The sequence below is a fragment of the Brevibacillus brevis genome, assembly GCF_900637055.1.
Lineage (GTDB): Bacteria > Bacillota > Bacilli > Brevibacillales > Brevibacillaceae > Brevibacillus > Brevibacillus brevis.
The window spans coordinates 1,043,912-1,061,194 of record NZ_LR134338.1 but is presented as its reverse complement, the minus strand read 5'-3'; the positions used below and the strand labels follow the sequence as shown (position 1 = coordinate 1,061,194).

Here is a 17,283-nt window from a genome sequence, read left to right as displayed (position 1 = left end):
AGCCTGTGCCTTGAACGTTTTTTCTTTTTTTCTTTTTTTCTTTCATGCCACCGATGTGGCATCCATTCGTTTTCGTTAGTTGCTATTCAGTTTGTTGTTTGCCGCTGACGGGTTCCGCCATCGCTGCGATTCCTTTTTCGTTCAAGCTATTCAGAAAAGCTTCCGTTACTTTGCCTTCGCCTTTTTTTACGATATACACGTCCACTGATTTTTTCCCCCATTGCGAGAATACGTCCTGCTTAGTCTCGAAATACAGGTCAATCTTATGGCCGCGAATCGCTCCACCCTTGTCAGCTACGACGCCATATCCATAACCGGGAATGTACAAAATAGTCCCCAGCGGGAAAACGCGCAGATCAGCTGCAATCGTGGAATAGTCGTCTCTACGTACTTTTACCCCTGAATATGTAATGCCATAGGACGGGTGAGATGGATTTTTGCCCGTCGACTCGTATCCGGCATAGTAGCCTGTCGCTACTACACGTACTTTTGGATATTGATCGTGAAATACATCCGCTTTATCAATCACTTGAGTAAGAGAACTGGCAGATACCGTCCGTTTTTTGACGACATGTTGCCCCTCTTTCGTTTCCTTGATTCCAAAAGTGGATGAGACACCGTGGTCTCCCACAACATTATAGCTGTATCCATCGCTTGCGAAGGCCGTCAAGACCAGGATGAACAGCGCGACGATACTTACGAACTGCTTCCCATTCATTTCTTGTTAAACCTCCTCTCGTTTCTAGTCATGTCCCGACGAGGAGGAAAGTATACACAAATTTTGGTTGATTACAGAAATATTCAGTCAGTTGCACGTTTTTCCAATAAAATGCCAAAAGAAAAACAGGCCTGAAACAAAGGCCTGCTTGTACTTGTTGTTAAAACATCCGATATCCTTTTTTGCGAAGCGTTTGAATGGTCCAGCCACTCGCTACTGTACCTGCCATGCCGCAGCCCAGAATGAGCGCATCCCAAATTCCCGGAACGATTTGTTGATAGACAAGTGCACCTACAACTACACCGACGCCGATCACAACAGGAAACCATGTCGTTTTCAAAATCATGTTTAAAATAAACCCAATGCCAAACCCTAGCACGGAGAACAGAACAATGGATACCATAAATTGCATCAAGTTCATCGACGAAAAAGACCTCCTGCCACCTTGTCCACCTTTTGCCACTTCTTTATGCAAATACAGGAAAGACGGGCTATTTTCGGTATTAAGTGTAGCAAAAAGGCGAGGGATCGGTCAATAAGAGAAGCCTATTGTATGTGTATGCATGCATGCCTGACAGAAAAAACCGCCGATGCATTCGCTTCGACGGTTTTCTATGCGAGGTTCCCTAATCATTATTGATGAGAAGAAACAGCTTCCTTCTGAGCTTCCTGTGTACCTGCTCCATCACAGTTAGGGCAATTCTCCGAGCCCCCCAGGAGCAGTTGGAAATACCCTTGGCCATGGCAGTACGGGCACTGTTCTTGTTTTTGTCTCATGTTGAGCTCCCCTTTCGGCATACATGCGCGAGAATTAATTGCATGTATTTTCAGATTATTTTGATGTATCTAACTATATCAGAAACTTCCCTTGGTTCACAATGTATTTCATCGCGAAAAATCAATAAAAAAACCGCAATGTAAGCGGAGACATTGCAGTTTATCTAGCTTATTCGCAGGATTACTTAAAGATTTTATAGGAAGTGTATTGAAAAACGGGGTCGATATCAAACGATTGACCTGTCATTCCCTGCTCCCGCCTGATATAGTCCGGCAATATGATTTTCAAATATGTCGAAGACAACGGGTCATGAAGCAACTCTTGTATCGGCATAAATCTCGCCTCCGCGATCTCACCTTCCTGTGGACGCGGTTCTCCCCCTATGTAATCCATCCAAAAAACGACCATATTGTCGCTAATGGACTCTCGGATGACTCCTGAACGGATTCCCGCTACTTGTCGTACGACTGCCTCGACACCCGTTTCTTCCAGTACCTCACGCACTGCTGCTTCATCTACAGTCTCACCCTCCTGCACGAATCCCGCAGGAAACGACCATTGCCCTTTTAATCCGCTGTACGTTTTTTTGACAACCAATGCTTCTTGCCCGCGAATGACGATCCCGCAGGCGCCTAGCCAAACCTTCCCTTCGCGCATCCAGCTCGCTCCTTCCATGTCCTAGCTAAACGAAACCCCCGGCTCTTCTTCGCCGGGGGTACCTATCAATCATCCTCGTCATCCAGGAGCCCATTATCAATCATGTATCGCAGATTTTCCCGATCCCTTTCGCGGCCCTTTTCTTTGAGCCGTTCGATGGCAGGCAGGATGAGAATATCTACTTCACGCTGTACATGCCATGCCAAATCGTGTCGCCCCTGTTCCTCCAGGTAAAGGCCCACTTCCATCATAGCGTTGTACCGATCCATCTCTTCGCGGACCATGAGCCCCCGGACTTGAATGCTCGCGTGACGCATCGTTTTACAACTTTACTTTCTTCAAGGCGAGACCGACGCCGCCAATTTTGTACAAGTAGCGCAGGTCGCTCGCTTTTTTCATCATGGCTGCTGTGCTGCCGAACAGCTTTTTCGAACCAACTTGCCCGATCCCCTCGCCTTTTCCAAGAGAGGCCAGTGTTCCTTGCAGATGCGGGATGAATTTTTGAGGCAGATCGCCACGGATTAAGGCAGCCAGATTCTCCCCCAGCGTCTCGCCTTCCTGTACTGCGATTTGCGCAGTTGGCGGGTACGGACGCCCTTCTTCGTTGAAAATCAAGGCACAATCTCCTACGACAAAAACATTCTCATGACCAGGCGCGCGCAAGTATTCATCTACCTTGACCCGACCGCGCATGACTTCGAAGCCTGCTTTTTCCACGATGCTGTTGCCGCGGACACCTGCTGCCCAGATAACCGTCTTCGATTTGATTTCTTCCCCGGTAGCCAACAGCACGCCATCCGGGGTGCACTGCTTGATCGGTGTTCCAATCTTGAACTCGATGCCTTTTCTCTCCAATACATCGATTGCATATTGGATCAGTTCAGGATCAAAGCCAGGCAATGCAGTTGGTGCTGCCTCAATGCAGTAGACTTTCACCAGCTCTGGATCGACATCAAATTCTCGGCACAGCTCTGGCAGACGATCGCCGAGCTCTCCACAAAACTCAATGCCTGTAAAGCCAGCTCCACCCACAACAAATGTGAGGTAGTCCGTACGATCCGGCTCATTTTTAAATTTGGAGAACATGTACTCAATGTGCTCACGAATATTGCGGACCGCATTGATGCTGCGAATGCTAAAGGCATGCTCCTTGAGTCCCTCAATTCCGAACGTTTCTGGCTCGCTGCCCAATCCAATGACGAGATAGTCATACGACAGCACCTCGCCACTTTCGAGCGTGACGGTCTGCTCCTCTGGCTGAATGGCTTGCACCGTTCCTTTGACAAAGTTGACTTTGTCCTTGTTCAAAATGCCATCCAGACTAACGCGGGCGTGATCCGCTGGTGCTGTACCTGCAGCCGGCTCATGCAGCCAGGTCGTGATGTAGTGATAGTTGTGCTTGTTGACCAAGGTGATTTCTGCCTCATTGTAGTTGAGCTTTTTCTGAAGCTGCAACGTTGTGAGCAAACCACCGTATCCAGCGCCAAGAATCAGGATTTTGGGTGTACCCATCAGTATCCCTTCCAATCATATATGATGTCATTATTCATGGTAACGCAAGGAAGATTGTGCGATTTTTCACGTGGTCTGGTACAAATTAAGATGCCCCATTTCATGATCCGTGTAGTATCGGAATTATTGCCCTGTGATGCCATCCGAACCACTCTGTGAAAAAATGCACAAAGTCAGACAAAGAAAAATGTGACAATTTCTTTACAGTCATCCTCATCTTATCGGCTACCGATTGGATTTGCAAGGTTTTTTTGCCTATCATCTTTCGAATTTTCTCTCCTGTTTTTCCGCTTGTATGGGTTATAATGGTTGAGGAGTTCGCTTACGATTAATTCGGAGGTGCTTTGGATTGAATTTTCTGCAAAAGGACGAGCAAATCTACGACATTACGATCATTGGTGGAGGCCCTGCCGGGTTATTTACCGCTTTTTACGGCGGGATGAGGCAGGCCAGTGTAAAAATCATTGAGAGCATGCCCCAGCTAGGCGGGCAGTTATCCGCTCTTTATCCGGAGAAGTACATATATGATGTAGCCGGATTTCCAAAGGTTTTAGCACAAGATTTGATCAATAATCTGAAAGATCAGATTTCACGCTTTCAGCAAACCGTTTGCCTGGAAGAGAAAGTGGAAAATGTCGTAAAAAAAGTAGACGATGTGTTTGAAATCACAACGGACAAAGGCACTCACTACTCCAAATCCGTAATCATCACTGCTGGGGTAGGAGCGTTCGAACCTCGCAGGCTGGAACATCCAGATGCCGTCAAATATGAAAAATCCAATCTGCACTATTTTGTTACCGATCTGAACTCCTTCAAGGGACAGCGCGTAGCTGTTATTGGCGGCGGTGATTCCGCTCTGGACTGGTCCCTCATGCTAGAACCTATCGCAAAAGAAGTACACCTCATCCATCGCAGAGATAAGTTCCGCGCACATGAACACAGCGTAGAAATGCTCATGTCCTCCAAAGTAAACGTCACGACACCTTACGAAATTGCAGCTTTGCACGGCGAGGAACGCATCGAAAAACTCACGCTATCACATTGCACGACAAAAGAAGAAATCGATCTGGAAGTCGATGCAGTCATTGTCAACTTCGGCTTCATCTCCTCTCTCGGTCCGATCAAGAACTGGGGGCTGGAGCTCGAAAAAGGCTCCATCGTGGTCGATACCCGCATGGAATCAAACATTCCAGGCATTTTCGCAGCAGGCGATATCGCAACCTACCCCGGTAAGGTCAAGCTGATCGCTGTCGGATTTGGTGAGGCCCCTACCGCTGTAAACAACGCGGTTTCCTACTTTAATCCGGATGCCAAATTGCAGCCTGGTCATTCTTCCAGCATGGACAACTTCAAATCGTAAAAATGTTTCGTCCCTGTTGTTGCCTCCTATGGCTGCGACAGGGATTTTTTATTCCTTTGCATAACCGCTTTTGTTCGCGCGCAAAGTAGGAGGAGCGAGGAGGCGATACGCTTTGATTCATCTCTGTCCAGTTTGCAATGGCTTTACTGCCCTCCAACAAGCGTGTACAACGTGCGGTCAAGCTCTGCAAGACGCAGGCCGTCTATATGACTTTTATGGCGACTACAGTCCTTACCGGGAGATAGACGATTCCAAGATGGACAATGGTTACATGGATCGTACGCGCCACCAATGCATCCATACAGGCTGGTGTCCCTCCTGCCAAACCGAAGAGAGGGTCTTTCTGGATGAATGGACCCCTGCTATGCTTGTAACCGATATGGAAAAGGACGCGTACCAGTAATTCGGTCACGTCCTTTTTTTGTTCGAAGCGTTATTTTTTCTTCATAGCCAGCTTTTCCGCCATGCGAGAATTGTTTGCTTGCATTTGTTCCAGCATTTGTTGGAGTGACTCCTTAATCTTGGCAGTATCGCCAGATTCAATCGCAGAGTCAAAAGCTTCGTGTGTTTTTTTCATTTGCTCGATCCGAGCTTTTCGGACGTCACGATCTTCTTTTGGCCCCATGTTTTTGTCTTTCCATTCCTTGAGCTGCTTTTCCATCTGTTCGTTGGTTATTTGGCCCTTTTTAACTTGTTCATTCAGCTTGTTGATCAGTTGCTTTCGTTCTTCCCGCTTCGCCTGCCACTTCGGGTCGTCACTCAGCGCTTCGAACTCACTCATTAAACGATCGCGTTCTTTAAACGCTGCTTGCCATTTCTCTATGCTATCCGGTGCATATTTTTCCGCTAGCAAGAGCATGTACATTTTTTGATGAACGCCTCTGTTTGAGCTATGCCGCACCTTCACGAGCTTCTCTCCATGCTCATCATGGCTGTGAGTCGGCATGATCACCTGGGCAACTGTTGCAGATACATCTTGGGCCAACGCGACACCTGGCATGGCGAGCCCCATTACCAGCGCTGTTGTCATCATTCCTTGCTTCCACATCTTCATACTATTCACTCCTTCTGGTAGAAATCGTTTATGATTGATCCGTTAAAAAGGACGCAGCTCTTCTTTATCCAGCCCCAATAGCTTTACGAGACCCATTTGCTCCAGATCGCTTTTCGTCTTTTCGGTGCCATACTGATAAATAAGCTGGTAGATGGCTCGCAGGTTGTCATCGTATTCGTCGTTGTCCCGATCCGGCATGTCAGACCATAGCGTATGTCCATGCATCCACATCATGAAATCCCCATGGACACAGTTATTGAACAAATCTCGCATCATGCCTACTTGGACATCGGTCGCTTCGATCTCAAAATCGTACGTGGCCGAACCTTTTTCATCGCGGATTTCTGCCACTGTCGTTCCTGCTTGCAAGGTCACGTAGTAGTGTTTCTTATCCAGTGTCACTCATCTCCTTTTTGGATCGCATCACCGACTTGAAAACTTTTCCTCCTTACCATGTGCAAAAATCGCGAAAACATGTATATAACAAGCAAAAAAGCCCTCCATCATGGGAGGACTTATGCTTGGTGACTTCTCACCTGTATGTTACGATCGATCTTCTTTGAATCGAATTATTTCACGACTAATTTTGCTACCATTTTGGCATGATCTGGTCCACAAATCACGTTGCAAAAGATGGTGTACTCGCCAGCTGTATCGATTTTCATCGTTTTGCTGCCATCTTTTTGGAGGTCTACATCCAGTCCTTGGATGCCAATTCCGTGATAGCCTTCTGTCGACTTGAAGTTGATCGTGAATTCTTCGCCAGCTTTTACTTCATAGGTTTCTTGATTGAATTTCCAGTTGCTAGCTTCTATATTCACTTGTGTGCCAGTAGTCGCTGCCGGAGCCGCTGCATCCGTGCTAGCAGCTTGATCCTTGTCTCCGCCGCATGCTGTAATCAACATTGCAGACAATGCAACTGAAGAAACCAATAGACCCCACTTCTTGTTCACAATGACCCCTTCTTTCTTCTTTTTCTACACTTCCATCTTACTCGATGAAATCAATCCAAAATCTGGCATGCTGTGAACGAACAGTGACGAATTAGAGAACGATTATTGAACATGAGCGTTCATGATTGATTGATCGCATATACCGTGATCTCTGGAAAGCAATTCAACCGGATTGGCAGTCTGGAAGTACCTAGTCCGCGACTGATGCCAAATATGCCAACCGAGTGATCCTCTTTTTGCCCTACATGAAAATGCTTGTAGGCACCAACCGTCCGATTGAACAAGCGAACTTGTCCACCGTGGGTATGTCCGGTCAAGAGAAGGTCAGCTTTCAAACCCTCGTTGTGAATCAACGAGATAATGCTAGGAGAGTGAGCTAAAAAGATGGTCAAGCCCGCCTGCTGGATCTCTTGTTCCGGACGCCGTTCATTGCCGTATATCGAATTATCGAAGCCGTATATCCAAATGCGACTGGCGTCCTTTTTTATCACGGTACTCTCGTTTTCCAACACTGTCATCACCTGTTGCCAGGCCTTTTTTTGGGAACGGTAGACCGCATCGGAATAGACCTTTTTGTGAAATCTTCCTGCTTCTCTCTCGTAATTACCTGGAACGAAGAATATCCCATCCTCGCTCTTTATTTTCGCAAGCTCATTCAACACACGCGTCAACTGCCCGCTGTGCTGTGTCAAATCTCCCGTCACCATCACCAAATCCGGATCGTGAACATTCACCAGTTTGTGCAGCTCTCCATTCCAATACCGTTTTCGTCCATGAGGATCGGAAAGATGAACCAATGTAAGTGGGGGTACAGAAGGGATCGTCAGCTTCACTGTCGTTGTTTTGACATAAGTTGTATGGTAGGCGAGAAAGATTATTCCCACCAGGATACTTAAAATAATTGATGTCATCATTTTCGGAACAATCCTCCCTTTTCCCCGTCTTATGGTTTAGAGGAGTGGATCAGTGATGATTTTAAGGAACGCTCAAGGTAATCTTACATTTTTCTCGTTAGTCATTCTTTTTACCTTTCTCATCCTGCCTTTTCCTGCGTCGGCCTGTAGTTGTGCCAGACCTCCTGACCCTTTAACAGCAAAGGATCTGTCTGCTGCTGTATTTACAGGCAAGGTGCTGGGAGCTAAATGAGCTAGAAACCAACATCTGTACACGAACAGCCCTAAAAGCAGACGCAGGGGAAGACTTGCAAGCATTGGGTCTGGTACAGTGCCTGTCCGTTCAGCAAATCCCGATTGGAATGATTATTTTTCCACAGGGATTGTCATCATCATAGCAGGAGGAATCTTGTTCTATCTCTTTTTGCTCCAACCAAAACGGAGACGATAGATTACCTCGTCTCCGCCCTTACTATTTTCATGGAAAATAAGCTTTTGCCCGATACTCCGAGAGATTAAAAGACTGCCAGCTATCGTCCTCATACAAAATCTCTTTCCGCTCTTGCAGCAACTCCATATACTTATCTTCTACCTTTTTGTCCCGTATAAGCTCCATAACCACTGGTATCGCGTCATAAGACAGCTCGCTCAAATACTCGATGTCGATGTTTCCGGTCGAATGGTAGCGCTGTATATTGTTTTTGGCAATGATGACGTCCATATTGATGTAGTTCAGAAAGACGTAACTCACTAGTGTCACAATCGCATAATACTTGATCAAAGAGAAACCATCTCGCCAAATTTTCAAAAGAGCAATGATAAACAACACAAACAGGAATATCATGAAAGCGTGAGCTAACAGCCTCGTATGCGTATACCCGTAAGCATCCTCATACAGCGAGAGGCGAAAATAGGCGGACACGAGCATGAAACCCGTACAAATCGTCAGCATACTCAGCAAAACTTGAATAATCCGGTAGAGCATTGGTTTTGCCCGTGATGCAAAGTGCATCGTGCATAGGAGAATCAAGAAATTAATAACAGTGACCGTCACCAGCTCATTGAAGCCATTTCTAGCATATTCGGCGTACGTCAATTCATCTGGTAAAATCCGCTTCGTCCCGCTGAACAAATACGATATTTGAATATATGTAAATGCTGTGTACACGATGTTGATGATCGCCAAAATCGTTACAAGGATTACCCCGTCCCAGACGATCTTCTTGTCATCTTCGGGCACAGGCAATTCCGCTGCTTCTTCTCGTTTCCCGAAAAGAGAATACATGTAAGAAAACACAAGGATCGTAATGAGCCCGATTAGCATCATTCGGAAGATTGCTTCAAGGGAATCGACATCAATCACCCTTCGCGGTATTTGACCCAGAAAATGGCCAAACACACTATCCGCATTCGAGAGCAAGGAGAGTACAATCACTAGAAGAGGCACCGAGATGCCGATTCCGATGAAAACCTTCTTCATCACCCCATACTTCTCCTGGTCCAACCTGTCCTTAATCCGTTCCTTTGTCAGCCTAAATGGCAGGCGCGTATACTTCGGGGTGTAAAGGAGCAATGTCTCCATCATCTCCATGAAAAAGCCTGCTTCGTACCATTTCGCTTGATGACGCTTGGTGATCAGGATCGTTTGGATCACGAATAATAATGGAATTAGTAACAGGTTGAACAGATGAAAATGCGGGTTGGAAAATAGAAAAAAGGTAAAGGCCAATAGCAAAATCGGAAGCGTCCATATCCAGTCGAATACTTGCTTTCGAGAAAAGCGCAAATGAATGCGTTGCCTAGCCTGCCAAATAAAAAGACCGTACAAGCCGATTACGAACAACAGATAGGAGATGCCCAATCCTTTCCCGTAAAACATCAAGTCAAACAGTAAGCCGATCCCAAATGCCCCCAGTAATAGCCACTGTAAGCCTTTTTGTTCTTGCGCAACATCAGCCAATCTCTTCACTCCTTACTCATGCTTTTGCCCTAAAAAGTTAAGAGCAGACTCCAATAAGGAGCTGCTCTTGTAATTACGTACATATATGGGTAAATGTTACATTTTTGATTAGGTGTATCTACTTTAAATTTTCGGTAATCATCAGTAAATCTTTTTTCGTCAGAGCAGGATTCATGGCAACCACTTCGATGAGTCTATTCTTGTCCTCTTGATAAACCTGTACCTTTTTTTCTTCTTTTCCGTCCAATAACTTCTTGGCCACATACATTCCCTCGTATTTTTGCACTTTTACTTTTTCTACGATTCCATCCTGTCCTGCATCTTCCTCGATCCATTTCATACCTTCAAAGTTCGTGATGGCAATGTAGACGTCCCCTTCCGTCTCTGCCCCTTCACTCCCTTTGTACAACGTATATACTCTATCAAAATTTGGCTTAGGAGATACTTTTCGCACAACGATTTGCTTCTTCTCTTTCTCTGCCTCCTTGTACATTTCTTCGAATAACTCTGGTTGGCTATAATCAAATGTATAGTTTACATGCCCTTTTACAAATTTGTAGCCACCCGTGAGCTCATTTGGTACCTCATAAAAGCTCCCCACTTCTTTCTGAAGCGGTGGTGTGGATTCATGAATAACAGGATTATAGGTAAAGGAGACAAGTTTATCCGGATTGTCCGGTCCAGGCATATAGATTGCTGCGCCTTCTCCTGGCTTTAGCGAATTTCTTGCATCTTCAAAGGTTTTTATTTCCGCACTACTTTGCGGTTGTGGCATTTCAGTCTGCTGTACTTTTACAACTGCTTCCCCTTTCTCATTCTTCAATTCGTATACCTTCATGGCTGCATAAGCGGATGTTCCTCCAAACACAAGAATAGCCGCGACAAGTAATCCCAACCTTTTTTTCATCTGTTTTCCCTCCGACATATTTTTTCGTTCCCTGATTTTTTGAAGGACCTGATTCTTGACATCGAAATCATCGGCGGCTGCTAGTAACTGCTGTTTCCAATCATCGGGTTGCTGAGATCGAGTCATGTCTATCACCGCCTTCACTCACGAGCATGTAAGATTTACATTTTTTCAATGCTCGCTCATACTGTTTTCGCAGCGTAGCTGGCTTCGTATCAAACAACAAGGCCAGCTCGTCGTAGCTGCGTTCTTCCACCACACGCAAGATCAGGAGATTACGCTCCTTTACGGATAGCTTTGATATCGCTACATGAAGAGGGTTGTTCAAGTACTCGGTATCTTCAATCTTCTTTTCTCCCTCATGGCGACTGAAGGTCTGAATCCCCGCTCGCAAAAAAGTGACCACCCGATTCAGCTTCGCCCTGTTCAACAGATTCAGGCAATGATGATACGCGATCTTATACATCCATGCCGAAAAAGAAACGGTGTGACGATAGCTATCCAACTGCTCGAATGCTTTCAAGAAAACCTCCTGGACAGCATCCTCCGCTTCCTGTCGATGCCCCAGCATGTGGTAGCAGTATACGAACAACGGCTTTTGCATCGCATCGATGATCAAACCAAATTGGTCGATATCCCCCGCTCTGACCTCCTTTAGCACTTGCTCCATTTCGTTATGATCCAAGCCCTCTCACCTCCGATTCGCACGTATAACAAACAAAGGAGTCATTTTGTGACAGGTTGCCGCAAAAAAATCCATACCGAAGTATGGATTCCTTTTGTTATTTCCACTGAACCTTGTAAAGCTCATTGTTCGTTTTGGCATAGAGAATGAACTGTGCGGGTACGTTTATCTCTACAATCGTATCACTCTTCGAGTCCAGGATTTTCTCTGTTTTATCTGAAGCGAGCTGTGTCCGGTATAAAGCTTTGTCGCTGTCCAGATAGAAAATGTTGTCACCTACGACATCGACCGTTTGTATTTCTTTACCATAACAGTCCTGCCTCTCTCTTTTTATTTCACTTCCAATGATTCCTAACTATAAATGTCGGCCCATATTTTGTAAATTCCTTTCATTTCGCACAACAAAATACCCCTTCAACTCGTGGGCAATCATACACACAAGTCGAAGGGGTTCCATCATATTCGTTTTATTCGTCTTAGTCGTCACACTTCTCCGCTTTGCCTTCAGCGAGTGCCGTCTTAAAGGAAGATCCACAGCCGCAAGAAGCGACTGCATTGGGATTCTCGATGGAGAAGCCTCCGCCCATCATCGATTCCTTGAAATCGATCTCTGTACCTTTAATGTATGGATAGCTGTCCTTATCGACAACAATTTTCACACCGTTTTGCTCGAAGGTCTCGTCGCCTTCCTTCATCTCTTCGTCCCAGCCCATCCCGTAGGTAAAGCCGCTGCAACCACCTGTTCTGACACCTACCCGCAAAAACACATCGGGCTTGCCTTCTGCTGCCAGCATTTCTTTTACTTTCAGACTGGCGCGCTCTGTCAATGTAATCATGCTTCTTTCCCTCCTTCACAGGCTCATCATTCCTGCACTTGTTATAACCATTGTATTCAGTTTACTAAGAAACGCTTCTTCTCACAAGGTTCCCCTGCACTTTACGCGCTCATTCTCTCTTTCCAAATAAAAAAGAAGGGTTTCCCCTTCCTATGCAAAGTGTGCATTGTTTTCCATTAAATAAAATCTATACGCTTTCTTCCGGTTCTCTGCCTTAGACAGACTATGATCGATCTGGTTCAGTTCGTTGTGTAGTTGATCAATTTGTATACTGTATTCTAGGACATCTGGATGATCTAACCCAAACTCTAACCCCATATTTACCATACGCTGTCGAAGGAGTTCGATTTTCTCGAGCAAAACGTCCCGCATTTGAAGCTCCTCCTAGTGAATAGATCAGGCTTTCTTACTATATTTTACAAGAACAGCTAGAATTTCGCAAACAAAAATTCCTTTATTTCCGAAAATATACCAAAAATACGACGGTAATTGTTATGTTTTTACATTCATGACTTCCTACAAGAGAGTTGGTGAACTTATGATATTGTTCGTACTTACCAAGAGGTTTATAATATAGGTGCTCTTGTTGCCCGAGATTTACTCTATTCCTAAGAGCCTTTCCACTCCCATGGAACGAATATCGATTGGGTATGACTGGATTAAAGCTCTTTCATCTAAGAACCATTGACTTTGAAAGGACGTGTTTGGAATGGCGCTTGAAACGATTGCCATACAAGACAAATCTCTCGCCGGAATCGCAGAAAAAGTTATGCATGGCGAAAGACTTACCTTGGAAGACGGTGTCACCCTTTTTAATTCCAACGATCTTTTGACGATTGGACAATTGGCTAACGTTGTTAACTATCGCAAGAATCAGGATAACGTTTACTTTTTGCAAAATCTGTACATCAACCCAACGAACGTGTGTGAAGCTCATTGCAAATTCTGTGGCTTCCGCCGCGATGAAGGGGATGAGGGTGCCTACACGATGAGCATGGAAGAGTTGCTTCATTATGTAGAAACTCGCTTCCATCCGGGTATCCGTGAATTCCATATCGTTGGCGGACATAACCAGCACAAGCCATTTGAATACTACCTCGACACCCTTCGTACCTTGAGAAAAGCGTACCCGGATGTGACGATTAAATCGTACACAGGTGCAGAGATTGAGTTCTTCTCCCGCATTTCCGGTCTATCCATCCGCGAGGTTTTGCAAGAGCTGATGAAAGCTGGTCTCCAAAGCCTTACTGGTGGTGGCGCCGAGATTTTGACTGAGCGCTATCGTATGAAAATGAGCCCGGAAAAAGCAAGCACAGATATGTACCTGCAAGTACACCGCACCGCTCATGAGCTGGGCTTGAAAACACATACCACCATGCTGTACGGCTCCATCGAGACATTGGAAGAGCGCGTGATCCATATGCTCCGCCTGCGCGAGCTGCAAGATGACACAAACGGCTTCATGGTGTTCATTCCATTAGCTGTTCAACCGATCAAAGCAACAGCTGGCATCAAGCGCCGCAACTCTGCGATTGATGATTTGAAAACGATGGCGATCAGCCGTCTGATGCTCGATAACTTCCAGCATATCAAAGCATACTTCATCAACATCGGTACCCAGCTCACACAGCTTTCTCTGCAAATGGGAATTTCCGATGCTCACGGAACCTTGATCGAGGAGCGCATCAGCCACTCAGCCGGTGCACTCACCCAGCAAGCTCTGACTGTAGATGAGTTGGTTTGGTTGATCAAAGGCGCAGGAAAACGCGCACTGGAACGCGATACCTTCTACAACGTGATCAAAGAACATTAATCCATAAAAAAAGCTGATGCTCCCTATCACGTGGGCATCAGCTTTACTATTTTGGTACGTGCGCGGTTGATCATGCTCCCCAATGAACATCCTAAGAGAACAACTTACAGAGGAAAATCTGCATCCAGCAGCTCTTCTTCCTCCCGTAATTTATTCTTGATTTTCACCAGTAATTCATCGGCTGTTGGCGCTTGTACCAAAGTACCGTTTACGAGCGCGAATGGCTCCATGTAGCATTCACCGCAATACCCCAGACAGCCGTACTCGAGTACGTCCACATCCAGATCGGGATCATTTTCCAATGCATCCACGACGGATTGCGTATAAGAGGAAACATTGCTCGCGCAAAATTCTACTAGTGGTTTCATCTATTGTCACCTACCGATTATTTCGACATCATCACGTACTATATTGTACCGCGACTTTGATAAAAATCCAGCGAAGAAAACGGGAAAAAGATTCTGCTTGCATTTTTAGTGAAAGAGACTAAAAATAGAGTGGGTGCTGTAAAAAACGGACAGAAGAAAGGACTAGACCTTCTATGAAACGACTTGTGATCCTTGGAGGAGGATACGGGGGTCTTCGTATTATTGAGCGAGTCCTGTCCCCTGATTTACCAGATGACGTGTTTATAACCCTCGTAGACCGTATGCCGTTTCATGGCTTGAAAACAGAGTATTACGCTCTGGCGGCAGGTACTACACCGGAATCTCACCTGCGTGTTAATTTTCCAAACGATCCACGCCTGACCGTCAAATACGGTGAAATTGCTGGCGTGGAATTGGACGAGCAGGTCGTCAATTTTGCTAACGGGGACACCCTCTCCTACGATTGGCTTGTAATCGGATTGGGTTGTGAGGATCGTTACCATGATATCCCTGGTGCTGATCAATTTACATGTTCGATTCAAACCATGGGAGCTACTCGCAACACATACATGGCAATCAATAATGTGAACCCATACGGCACGGTTAGCGTTGTGGGCGGTGGTCTTTCCGGGGTGGAAATGGCTGCTGAGCTGCGCGAGAGCCGTCCCGACCTGAATGTACGCATCATCGACCGCGGTCAAAGCATTTTAAGCCCATTCCCGAAAAAACTTCAGGAATATGCATCTCAATGGTTCATTGAGCACGATGTACAGCTTGTTTCCATGGCAAATGTCACTGGCATCGAGCAAGGGATCGTGTACAACCACAACCAGCCTGTTGAAAGTGATGTTATCGTATGGACAGCAGGTATTCAAGCGAACAAAATCGTGCGCTCTCTGCCGATCGAAACAGACAACATCGGACGCGCCAAACTAAATCAGTATCATCAAATCCCATCCCATACGAACGTGTATGTCGTAGGTGACTGTGCAAGCACGATCATCGCGCCGAGCGCACAAACCGCTGAGATCCAAGGCGATCAAATTGCCCTGATGTTGAAAAAAGACATCAAAGGCGAGGAGTATCCAGCTTCATTGCCTGCTCTCAAGCACAAAGGCTTCCTCGGTTCCCTCGGCAAAAAGGAAGGCTTTGCCAGCATGGGAAAAATGTCTCTGGTCGGTCAGATGGCTCGTGTCATCAAGAGCGGTCAGCTATGGATGTACAAAAAGCATATGGGATAGTGCACAAGCCTGTTGACCGGATGGTCTAACAGGTTTTCTTTTTGTATAATCCAAGAATAGAAAGGGTGATTTTTCCAAATGAATGATTATATTCAAACGATGCGCCGCCTGATCGGGCAAGAACGGCTGATAACCGTAGGCTGCGGCGCGATCATCGAGGACGAGCTTGGACGTATTTTGCTACAGCGGCGTAAAGACCAGAACAACTGGTGTCTGCCTGGAGGTCTCATGGAAATCGGGGAAACCTTTATAGAAACTCTCTTTCGTGAAGTAGAAGAAGAAACCAATCTGATCATTGAAGCGCCAGAGCTGTTTGGAATATACTCCGGCCCATCGGGTTGCAGAGAATACCCGAACGGCGACAAGGTGTTCAGCGTGCAAATCATCTTTCGAGTAACCTCGTATCATGGGGATCTAAAGCAGGAAGGTCCTGAGAGCTCTGAACATGCGTTTTTTACAAGGGACAGCCTTCCACAAACTCTCAATCCCGGACAAGCGGCATTTATATTAGATTGGGCGGAAGGACTTGCGGGACCTATCGTCAAATAATTCGAAAAACATCAGGATGATAATCTCCAAGCTGAATCGGCATAATATCGTAGACCGAAAAAACCAGCTTGGAGGTTTTTTAGTGGAGACAAACACTTATGAGGATATGAAAGATACGCTAGCTGACAATTACATGCCGATGACGTCCTTTCGAAGTGGAGTCGAAGAGACAGTCAGACCAGATGTAGAGTGCTACACCGTTCAAATTGTGAACATCGCGCTGGTCGGGGATTCAAAATCATGGGTTCTGGTTGATGCAGGGATGCCACAATCGGCGGAACAAATCATCGAGATTGCCCGGGAGCGCTTTGGTGAGGAAGCCAAGCCGAGAGCCATCATGCTCACTCACGGTCATTTCGATCATGTCGGGGCAGTCGTCGAGCTCGTAAAAGCGTGGAAGGTTCCCGTCTATGCCCATGCGCTTGAAATCCCTTATTTGACCGGACAACAATACTATCCTGAACCAGATGCAACTGTTGAGGGCGGGCTGCTTGCGAAGCTGTCGCCGTTGTTTCCAAATGAACCAATCGATTTGGGCAGCCATGTTCATCCATTGCCCGAAGACGGGAGTGTTCCCGGAATGCCTGGATGGCGCTGGATACATACACCTGGACATTCGCCCGGGCACATTTCCTTCTTTCGTGATGAAGACAGGACTCTCCTCGCAGGGGACGCTTTTGTTACGGTGAAGCAGGACTCGTTGTACCAAGTCGTGACCCAGCAAAAACAATTGACCGGTCCTCCTGTTTATTTGACAACCGATTGGCAGGCAGCTCGGCAATCCGTCGAAAAGCTAGCAGCTCTCGCCCCTGCGTATGCAATCACTGGTCACGGTCCACCTATGTATGGTCAGGAGTTGGCCGATGGTTTAGTCCAATTGGCTGCGGAGTTTGATCGGGTAGCTGTCCCCAAGTATGGACGTTATGTGGAGATGGAGATGTAGACTGATAAAAAGCTGACGTCGGGATCGTATGACGTCAGTTTTTTTGGTTGGTGATG

23 protein-coding genes are annotated in these 17,283 nt (G+C 46.2%); 6 read left to right on the top strand and 17 right to left on the bottom strand.

What is annotated here, in order from left to right; all coding sequences use genetic code 11:
• Nucleotides 1-82 precede the first annotated feature (82 nt).
• The 6 genes from EL268_RS05610 to EL268_RS05590 all read right to left on the bottom strand — a co-directional run bounded on the left by EL268_RS05610 (nucleotide 83) and on the right by EL268_RS05590 (nucleotide 3,665).
• A complete protein-coding gene (locus EL268_RS05610; protein ID WP_106653609.1) occupies nucleotides 83-718 on the bottom strand; it encodes a 3D domain-containing protein in 636 nt (211 codons plus the stop codon).
• 160 nt (nucleotides 719-878) lie between these two features.
• The gene (locus EL268_RS05605) at nucleotides 879-1,139 is read right to left on the bottom strand and encodes a YuiB family protein (RefSeq protein WP_106653608.1); all 261 of its coding nucleotides are present in this window, start codon (nucleotides 1,137-1,139) and stop codon (nucleotides 879-881) included.
• 212 nt (nucleotides 1,140-1,351) lie between these two features.
• Nucleotides 1,352-1,495, bottom strand: a complete 144-nt coding sequence (locus EL268_RS32660; RefSeq protein ID WP_173616474.1) for a YuiA family protein — start codon at nucleotides 1,493-1,495, stop codon at nucleotides 1,352-1,354.
• 181 nt (nucleotides 1,496-1,676) lie between these two features.
• The gene (locus EL268_RS05600; protein ID WP_106653607.1) at nucleotides 1,677-2,153 is read right to left on the bottom strand and encodes an NUDIX domain-containing protein; all 477 of its coding nucleotides are present in this window, start codon (nucleotides 2,151-2,153) and stop codon (nucleotides 1,677-1,679) included.
• A gap of 65 nt (nucleotides 2,154-2,218) precedes the next feature.
• Nucleotides 2,219-2,470: a hypothetical protein gene (locus tag EL268_RS05595; protein ID WP_007716742.1), complete on the bottom strand. Its 252-nt coding sequence runs from the start codon at nucleotides 2,468-2,470 to the stop codon at nucleotides 2,219-2,221.
• Nucleotides 2,471-2,474: 4 nt separating this feature from the next.
• Nucleotides 2,475-3,665, bottom strand: a complete 1,191-nt coding sequence (locus EL268_RS05590) for an NAD(P)/FAD-dependent oxidoreductase (protein ID WP_106653606.1) — start codon at nucleotides 3,663-3,665, stop codon at nucleotides 2,475-2,477.
• A gap of 349 nt (nucleotides 3,666-4,014) precedes the next feature.
• Between EL268_RS05590 and EL268_RS05585 the strand changes: the two genes are divergently transcribed.
• A complete protein-coding gene (locus tag EL268_RS05585) occupies nucleotides 4,015-5,025 on the top strand; it encodes an NAD(P)/FAD-dependent oxidoreductase (RefSeq protein WP_106653605.1) in 1,011 nt (336 codons plus the stop codon).
• A gap of 112 nt (nucleotides 5,026-5,137) precedes the next feature.
• Nucleotides 5,138-5,428: a hypothetical protein gene (locus tag EL268_RS05580; protein WP_106653604.1), complete on the top strand. Its 291-nt coding sequence runs from the start codon at nucleotides 5,138-5,140 to the stop codon at nucleotides 5,426-5,428.
• Nucleotides 5,429-5,458: 30 nt separating this feature from the next.
• On the opposite strand, the gene EL268_RS05575 is transcribed toward EL268_RS05580, so the two are convergent.
• From EL268_RS05575 to EL268_RS05525, 10 genes are all read right to left on the bottom strand, one after another.
• The gene (locus tag EL268_RS05575) at nucleotides 5,459-6,079 is read right to left on the bottom strand and encodes a hypothetical protein (RefSeq protein ID WP_106653603.1); all 621 of its coding nucleotides are present in this window, start codon (nucleotides 6,077-6,079) and stop codon (nucleotides 5,459-5,461) included.
• Nucleotides 6,080-6,121: 42 nt separating this feature from the next.
• The gene (locus tag EL268_RS05570) at nucleotides 6,122-6,481 is read right to left on the bottom strand and encodes a hypothetical protein (RefSeq protein WP_088909219.1); all 360 of its coding nucleotides are present in this window, start codon (nucleotides 6,479-6,481) and stop codon (nucleotides 6,122-6,124) included.
• Nucleotides 6,482-6,648: 167 nt separating this feature from the next.
• Nucleotides 6,649-7,032 carry a cupredoxin domain-containing protein gene (locus tag EL268_RS05565; RefSeq protein ID WP_106653602.1) on the bottom strand — a complete coding sequence of 128 codons (384 nt, stop codon included), beginning with the start codon at nucleotides 7,030-7,032 and terminating at the stop codon, nucleotides 6,649-6,651.
• Between the two features lie 119 nt (nucleotides 7,033-7,151).
• On the bottom strand, nucleotides 7,152-7,946 hold the full coding sequence (locus tag EL268_RS05560) for a metallophosphoesterase (RefSeq protein ID WP_106653601.1): 795 nt from the start codon (nucleotides 7,944-7,946) through the stop codon (nucleotides 7,152-7,154).
• A 457-nt stretch (nucleotides 7,947-8,403) separates the two neighbouring features.
• On the bottom strand, nucleotides 8,404-9,894 hold the full coding sequence (locus tag EL268_RS05550) for a DUF4153 domain-containing protein (RefSeq protein ID WP_232030274.1): 1,491 nt from the start codon (nucleotides 9,892-9,894) through the stop codon (nucleotides 8,404-8,406).
• A gap of 109 nt (nucleotides 9,895-10,003) precedes the next feature.
• A complete protein-coding gene (locus tag EL268_RS05545; RefSeq protein WP_232030272.1) occupies nucleotides 10,004-10,792 on the bottom strand; it encodes a hypothetical protein in 789 nt (262 codons plus the stop codon).
• A gap of 100 nt (nucleotides 10,793-10,892) precedes the next feature.
• Entirely contained in the window at nucleotides 10,893-11,477 is a 585-nt protein-coding gene (locus EL268_RS05540; protein WP_106653598.1) for an RNA polymerase sigma factor, read from the bottom strand.
• A 97-nt stretch (nucleotides 11,478-11,574) separates the two neighbouring features.
• A complete protein-coding gene (locus EL268_RS33905; protein ID WP_407921049.1) occupies nucleotides 11,575-11,811 on the bottom strand; it encodes a DUF5050 domain-containing protein in 237 nt (78 codons plus the stop codon).
• A gap of 142 nt (nucleotides 11,812-11,953) precedes the next feature.
• Nucleotides 11,954-12,313 (bottom strand): iron-sulfur cluster insertion protein ErpA, encoded by a 360-nt coding sequence (erpA, locus tag EL268_RS05530; RefSeq protein WP_007716763.1) that lies wholly within the window; start codon nucleotides 12,311-12,313, stop codon nucleotides 11,954-11,956.
• Nucleotides 12,314-12,463: 150 nt separating this feature from the next.
• Nucleotides 12,464-12,685: an aspartyl-phosphate phosphatase Spo0E family protein gene (locus EL268_RS05525; RefSeq protein ID WP_056491752.1), complete on the bottom strand. Its 222-nt coding sequence runs from the start codon at nucleotides 12,683-12,685 to the stop codon at nucleotides 12,464-12,466.
• Between the two features lie 337 nt (nucleotides 12,686-13,022).
• Between EL268_RS05525 and mqnE the strand changes: the two genes are divergently transcribed.
• On the top strand, nucleotides 13,023-14,126 hold the full coding sequence (gene mqnE / locus EL268_RS05520) for an aminofutalosine synthase MqnE (RefSeq protein WP_047072973.1): 1,104 nt from the start codon (nucleotides 13,023-13,025) through the stop codon (nucleotides 14,124-14,126).
• Between the two features lie 104 nt (nucleotides 14,127-14,230).
• Here the strand turns inward: mqnE and EL268_RS05515 are convergent, their stop codons facing one another.
• Entirely contained in the window at nucleotides 14,231-14,494 is a 264-nt protein-coding gene (locus EL268_RS05515; protein ID WP_047072975.1) for a DUF1450 domain-containing protein, read from the bottom strand.
• A 173-nt stretch (nucleotides 14,495-14,667) separates the two neighbouring features.
• Between EL268_RS05515 and EL268_RS05510 the strand changes: the two genes are divergently transcribed.
• From EL268_RS05510 to EL268_RS05500, 3 genes are all read left to right on the top strand, one after another.
• Complete coding sequence (locus EL268_RS05510) at nucleotides 14,668-15,735, top strand: NAD(P)/FAD-dependent oxidoreductase (RefSeq protein WP_106653597.1); 1,068 nt, start codon at nucleotides 14,668-14,670, stop codon at nucleotides 15,733-15,735.
• A gap of 78 nt (nucleotides 15,736-15,813) precedes the next feature.
• Entirely contained in the window at nucleotides 15,814-16,284 is a 471-nt protein-coding gene (locus EL268_RS05505; RefSeq protein WP_106653596.1) for an NUDIX hydrolase, read from the top strand.
• A gap of 82 nt (nucleotides 16,285-16,366) precedes the next feature.
• Nucleotides 16,367-17,227, top strand: a complete 861-nt coding sequence (locus EL268_RS05500; RefSeq protein ID WP_106653595.1) for an MBL fold metallo-hydrolase — start codon at nucleotides 16,367-16,369, stop codon at nucleotides 17,225-17,227.
• The last annotated feature ends 56 nt before the right edge of the window (nucleotides 17,228-17,283 follow it).

Coding starts and splice junctions, on each gene's coding strand:
- EL268_RS05610 (WP_106653609.1), bottom strand. CDS start 718: ATGAATGGGAAGCAGTTCGTAAGTATCGTCGCGCTGTTCATCCTGGTC.
- EL268_RS05605 (WP_106653608.1), bottom strand. CDS start 1,139: ATGAACTTGATGCAATTTATGGTATCCATTGTTCTGTTCTCCGTGCTA.
- EL268_RS32660 (WP_173616474.1), bottom strand. CDS start 1,495: ATGAGACAAAAACAAGAACAGTGCCCGTACTGCCATGGCCAAGGGTAT.
- EL268_RS05600 (WP_106653607.1), bottom strand. CDS start 2,153: ATGCGCGAAGGGAAGGTTTGGCTAGGCGCCTGCGGGATCGTCATTCGC.
- EL268_RS05595 (WP_007716742.1), bottom strand. CDS start 2,470: ATGCGTCACGCGAGCATTCAAGTCCGGGGGCTCATGGTCCGCGAAGAG.
- EL268_RS05590 (WP_106653606.1), bottom strand. CDS start 3,665: ATGGGTACACCCAAAATCCTGATTCTTGGCGCTGGATACGGTGGTTTG.
- EL268_RS05575 (WP_106653603.1), bottom strand. CDS start 6,079: ATGAAGATGTGGAAGCAAGGAATGATGACAACAGCGCTGGTAATGGGG.
- EL268_RS05560 (WP_106653601.1), bottom strand. CDS start 7,946: ATGATGACATCAATTATTTTAAGTATCCTGGTGGGAATAATCTTTCTC.
- EL268_RS05545 (WP_232030272.1), bottom strand. CDS start 10,792: ATGAAAAAAAGGTTGGGATTACTTGTCGCGGCTATTCTTGTGTTTGGA.
- erpA (WP_007716763.1), bottom strand. CDS start 12,313: ATGATTACATTGACAGAGCGCGCCAGTCTGAAAGTAAAAGAAATGCTG.
- EL268_RS05525 (WP_056491752.1), bottom strand. CDS start 12,685: ATGCGGGACGTTTTGCTCGAGAAAATCGAACTCCTTCGACAGCGTATG.
- mqnE (WP_047072973.1), top strand. CDS start 13,023: ATGGCGCTTGAAACGATTGCCATACAAGACAAATCTCTCGCCGGAATC.
- EL268_RS05515 (WP_047072975.1), bottom strand. CDS start 14,494: ATGAAACCACTAGTAGAATTTTGCGCGAGCAATGTTTCCTCTTATACG.
- EL268_RS05510 (WP_106653597.1), top strand. CDS start 14,668: ATGAAACGACTTGTGATCCTTGGAGGAGGATACGGGGGTCTTCGTATT.
- EL268_RS05505 (WP_106653596.1), top strand. CDS start 15,814: ATGAATGATTATATTCAAACGATGCGCCGCCTGATCGGGCAAGAACGG.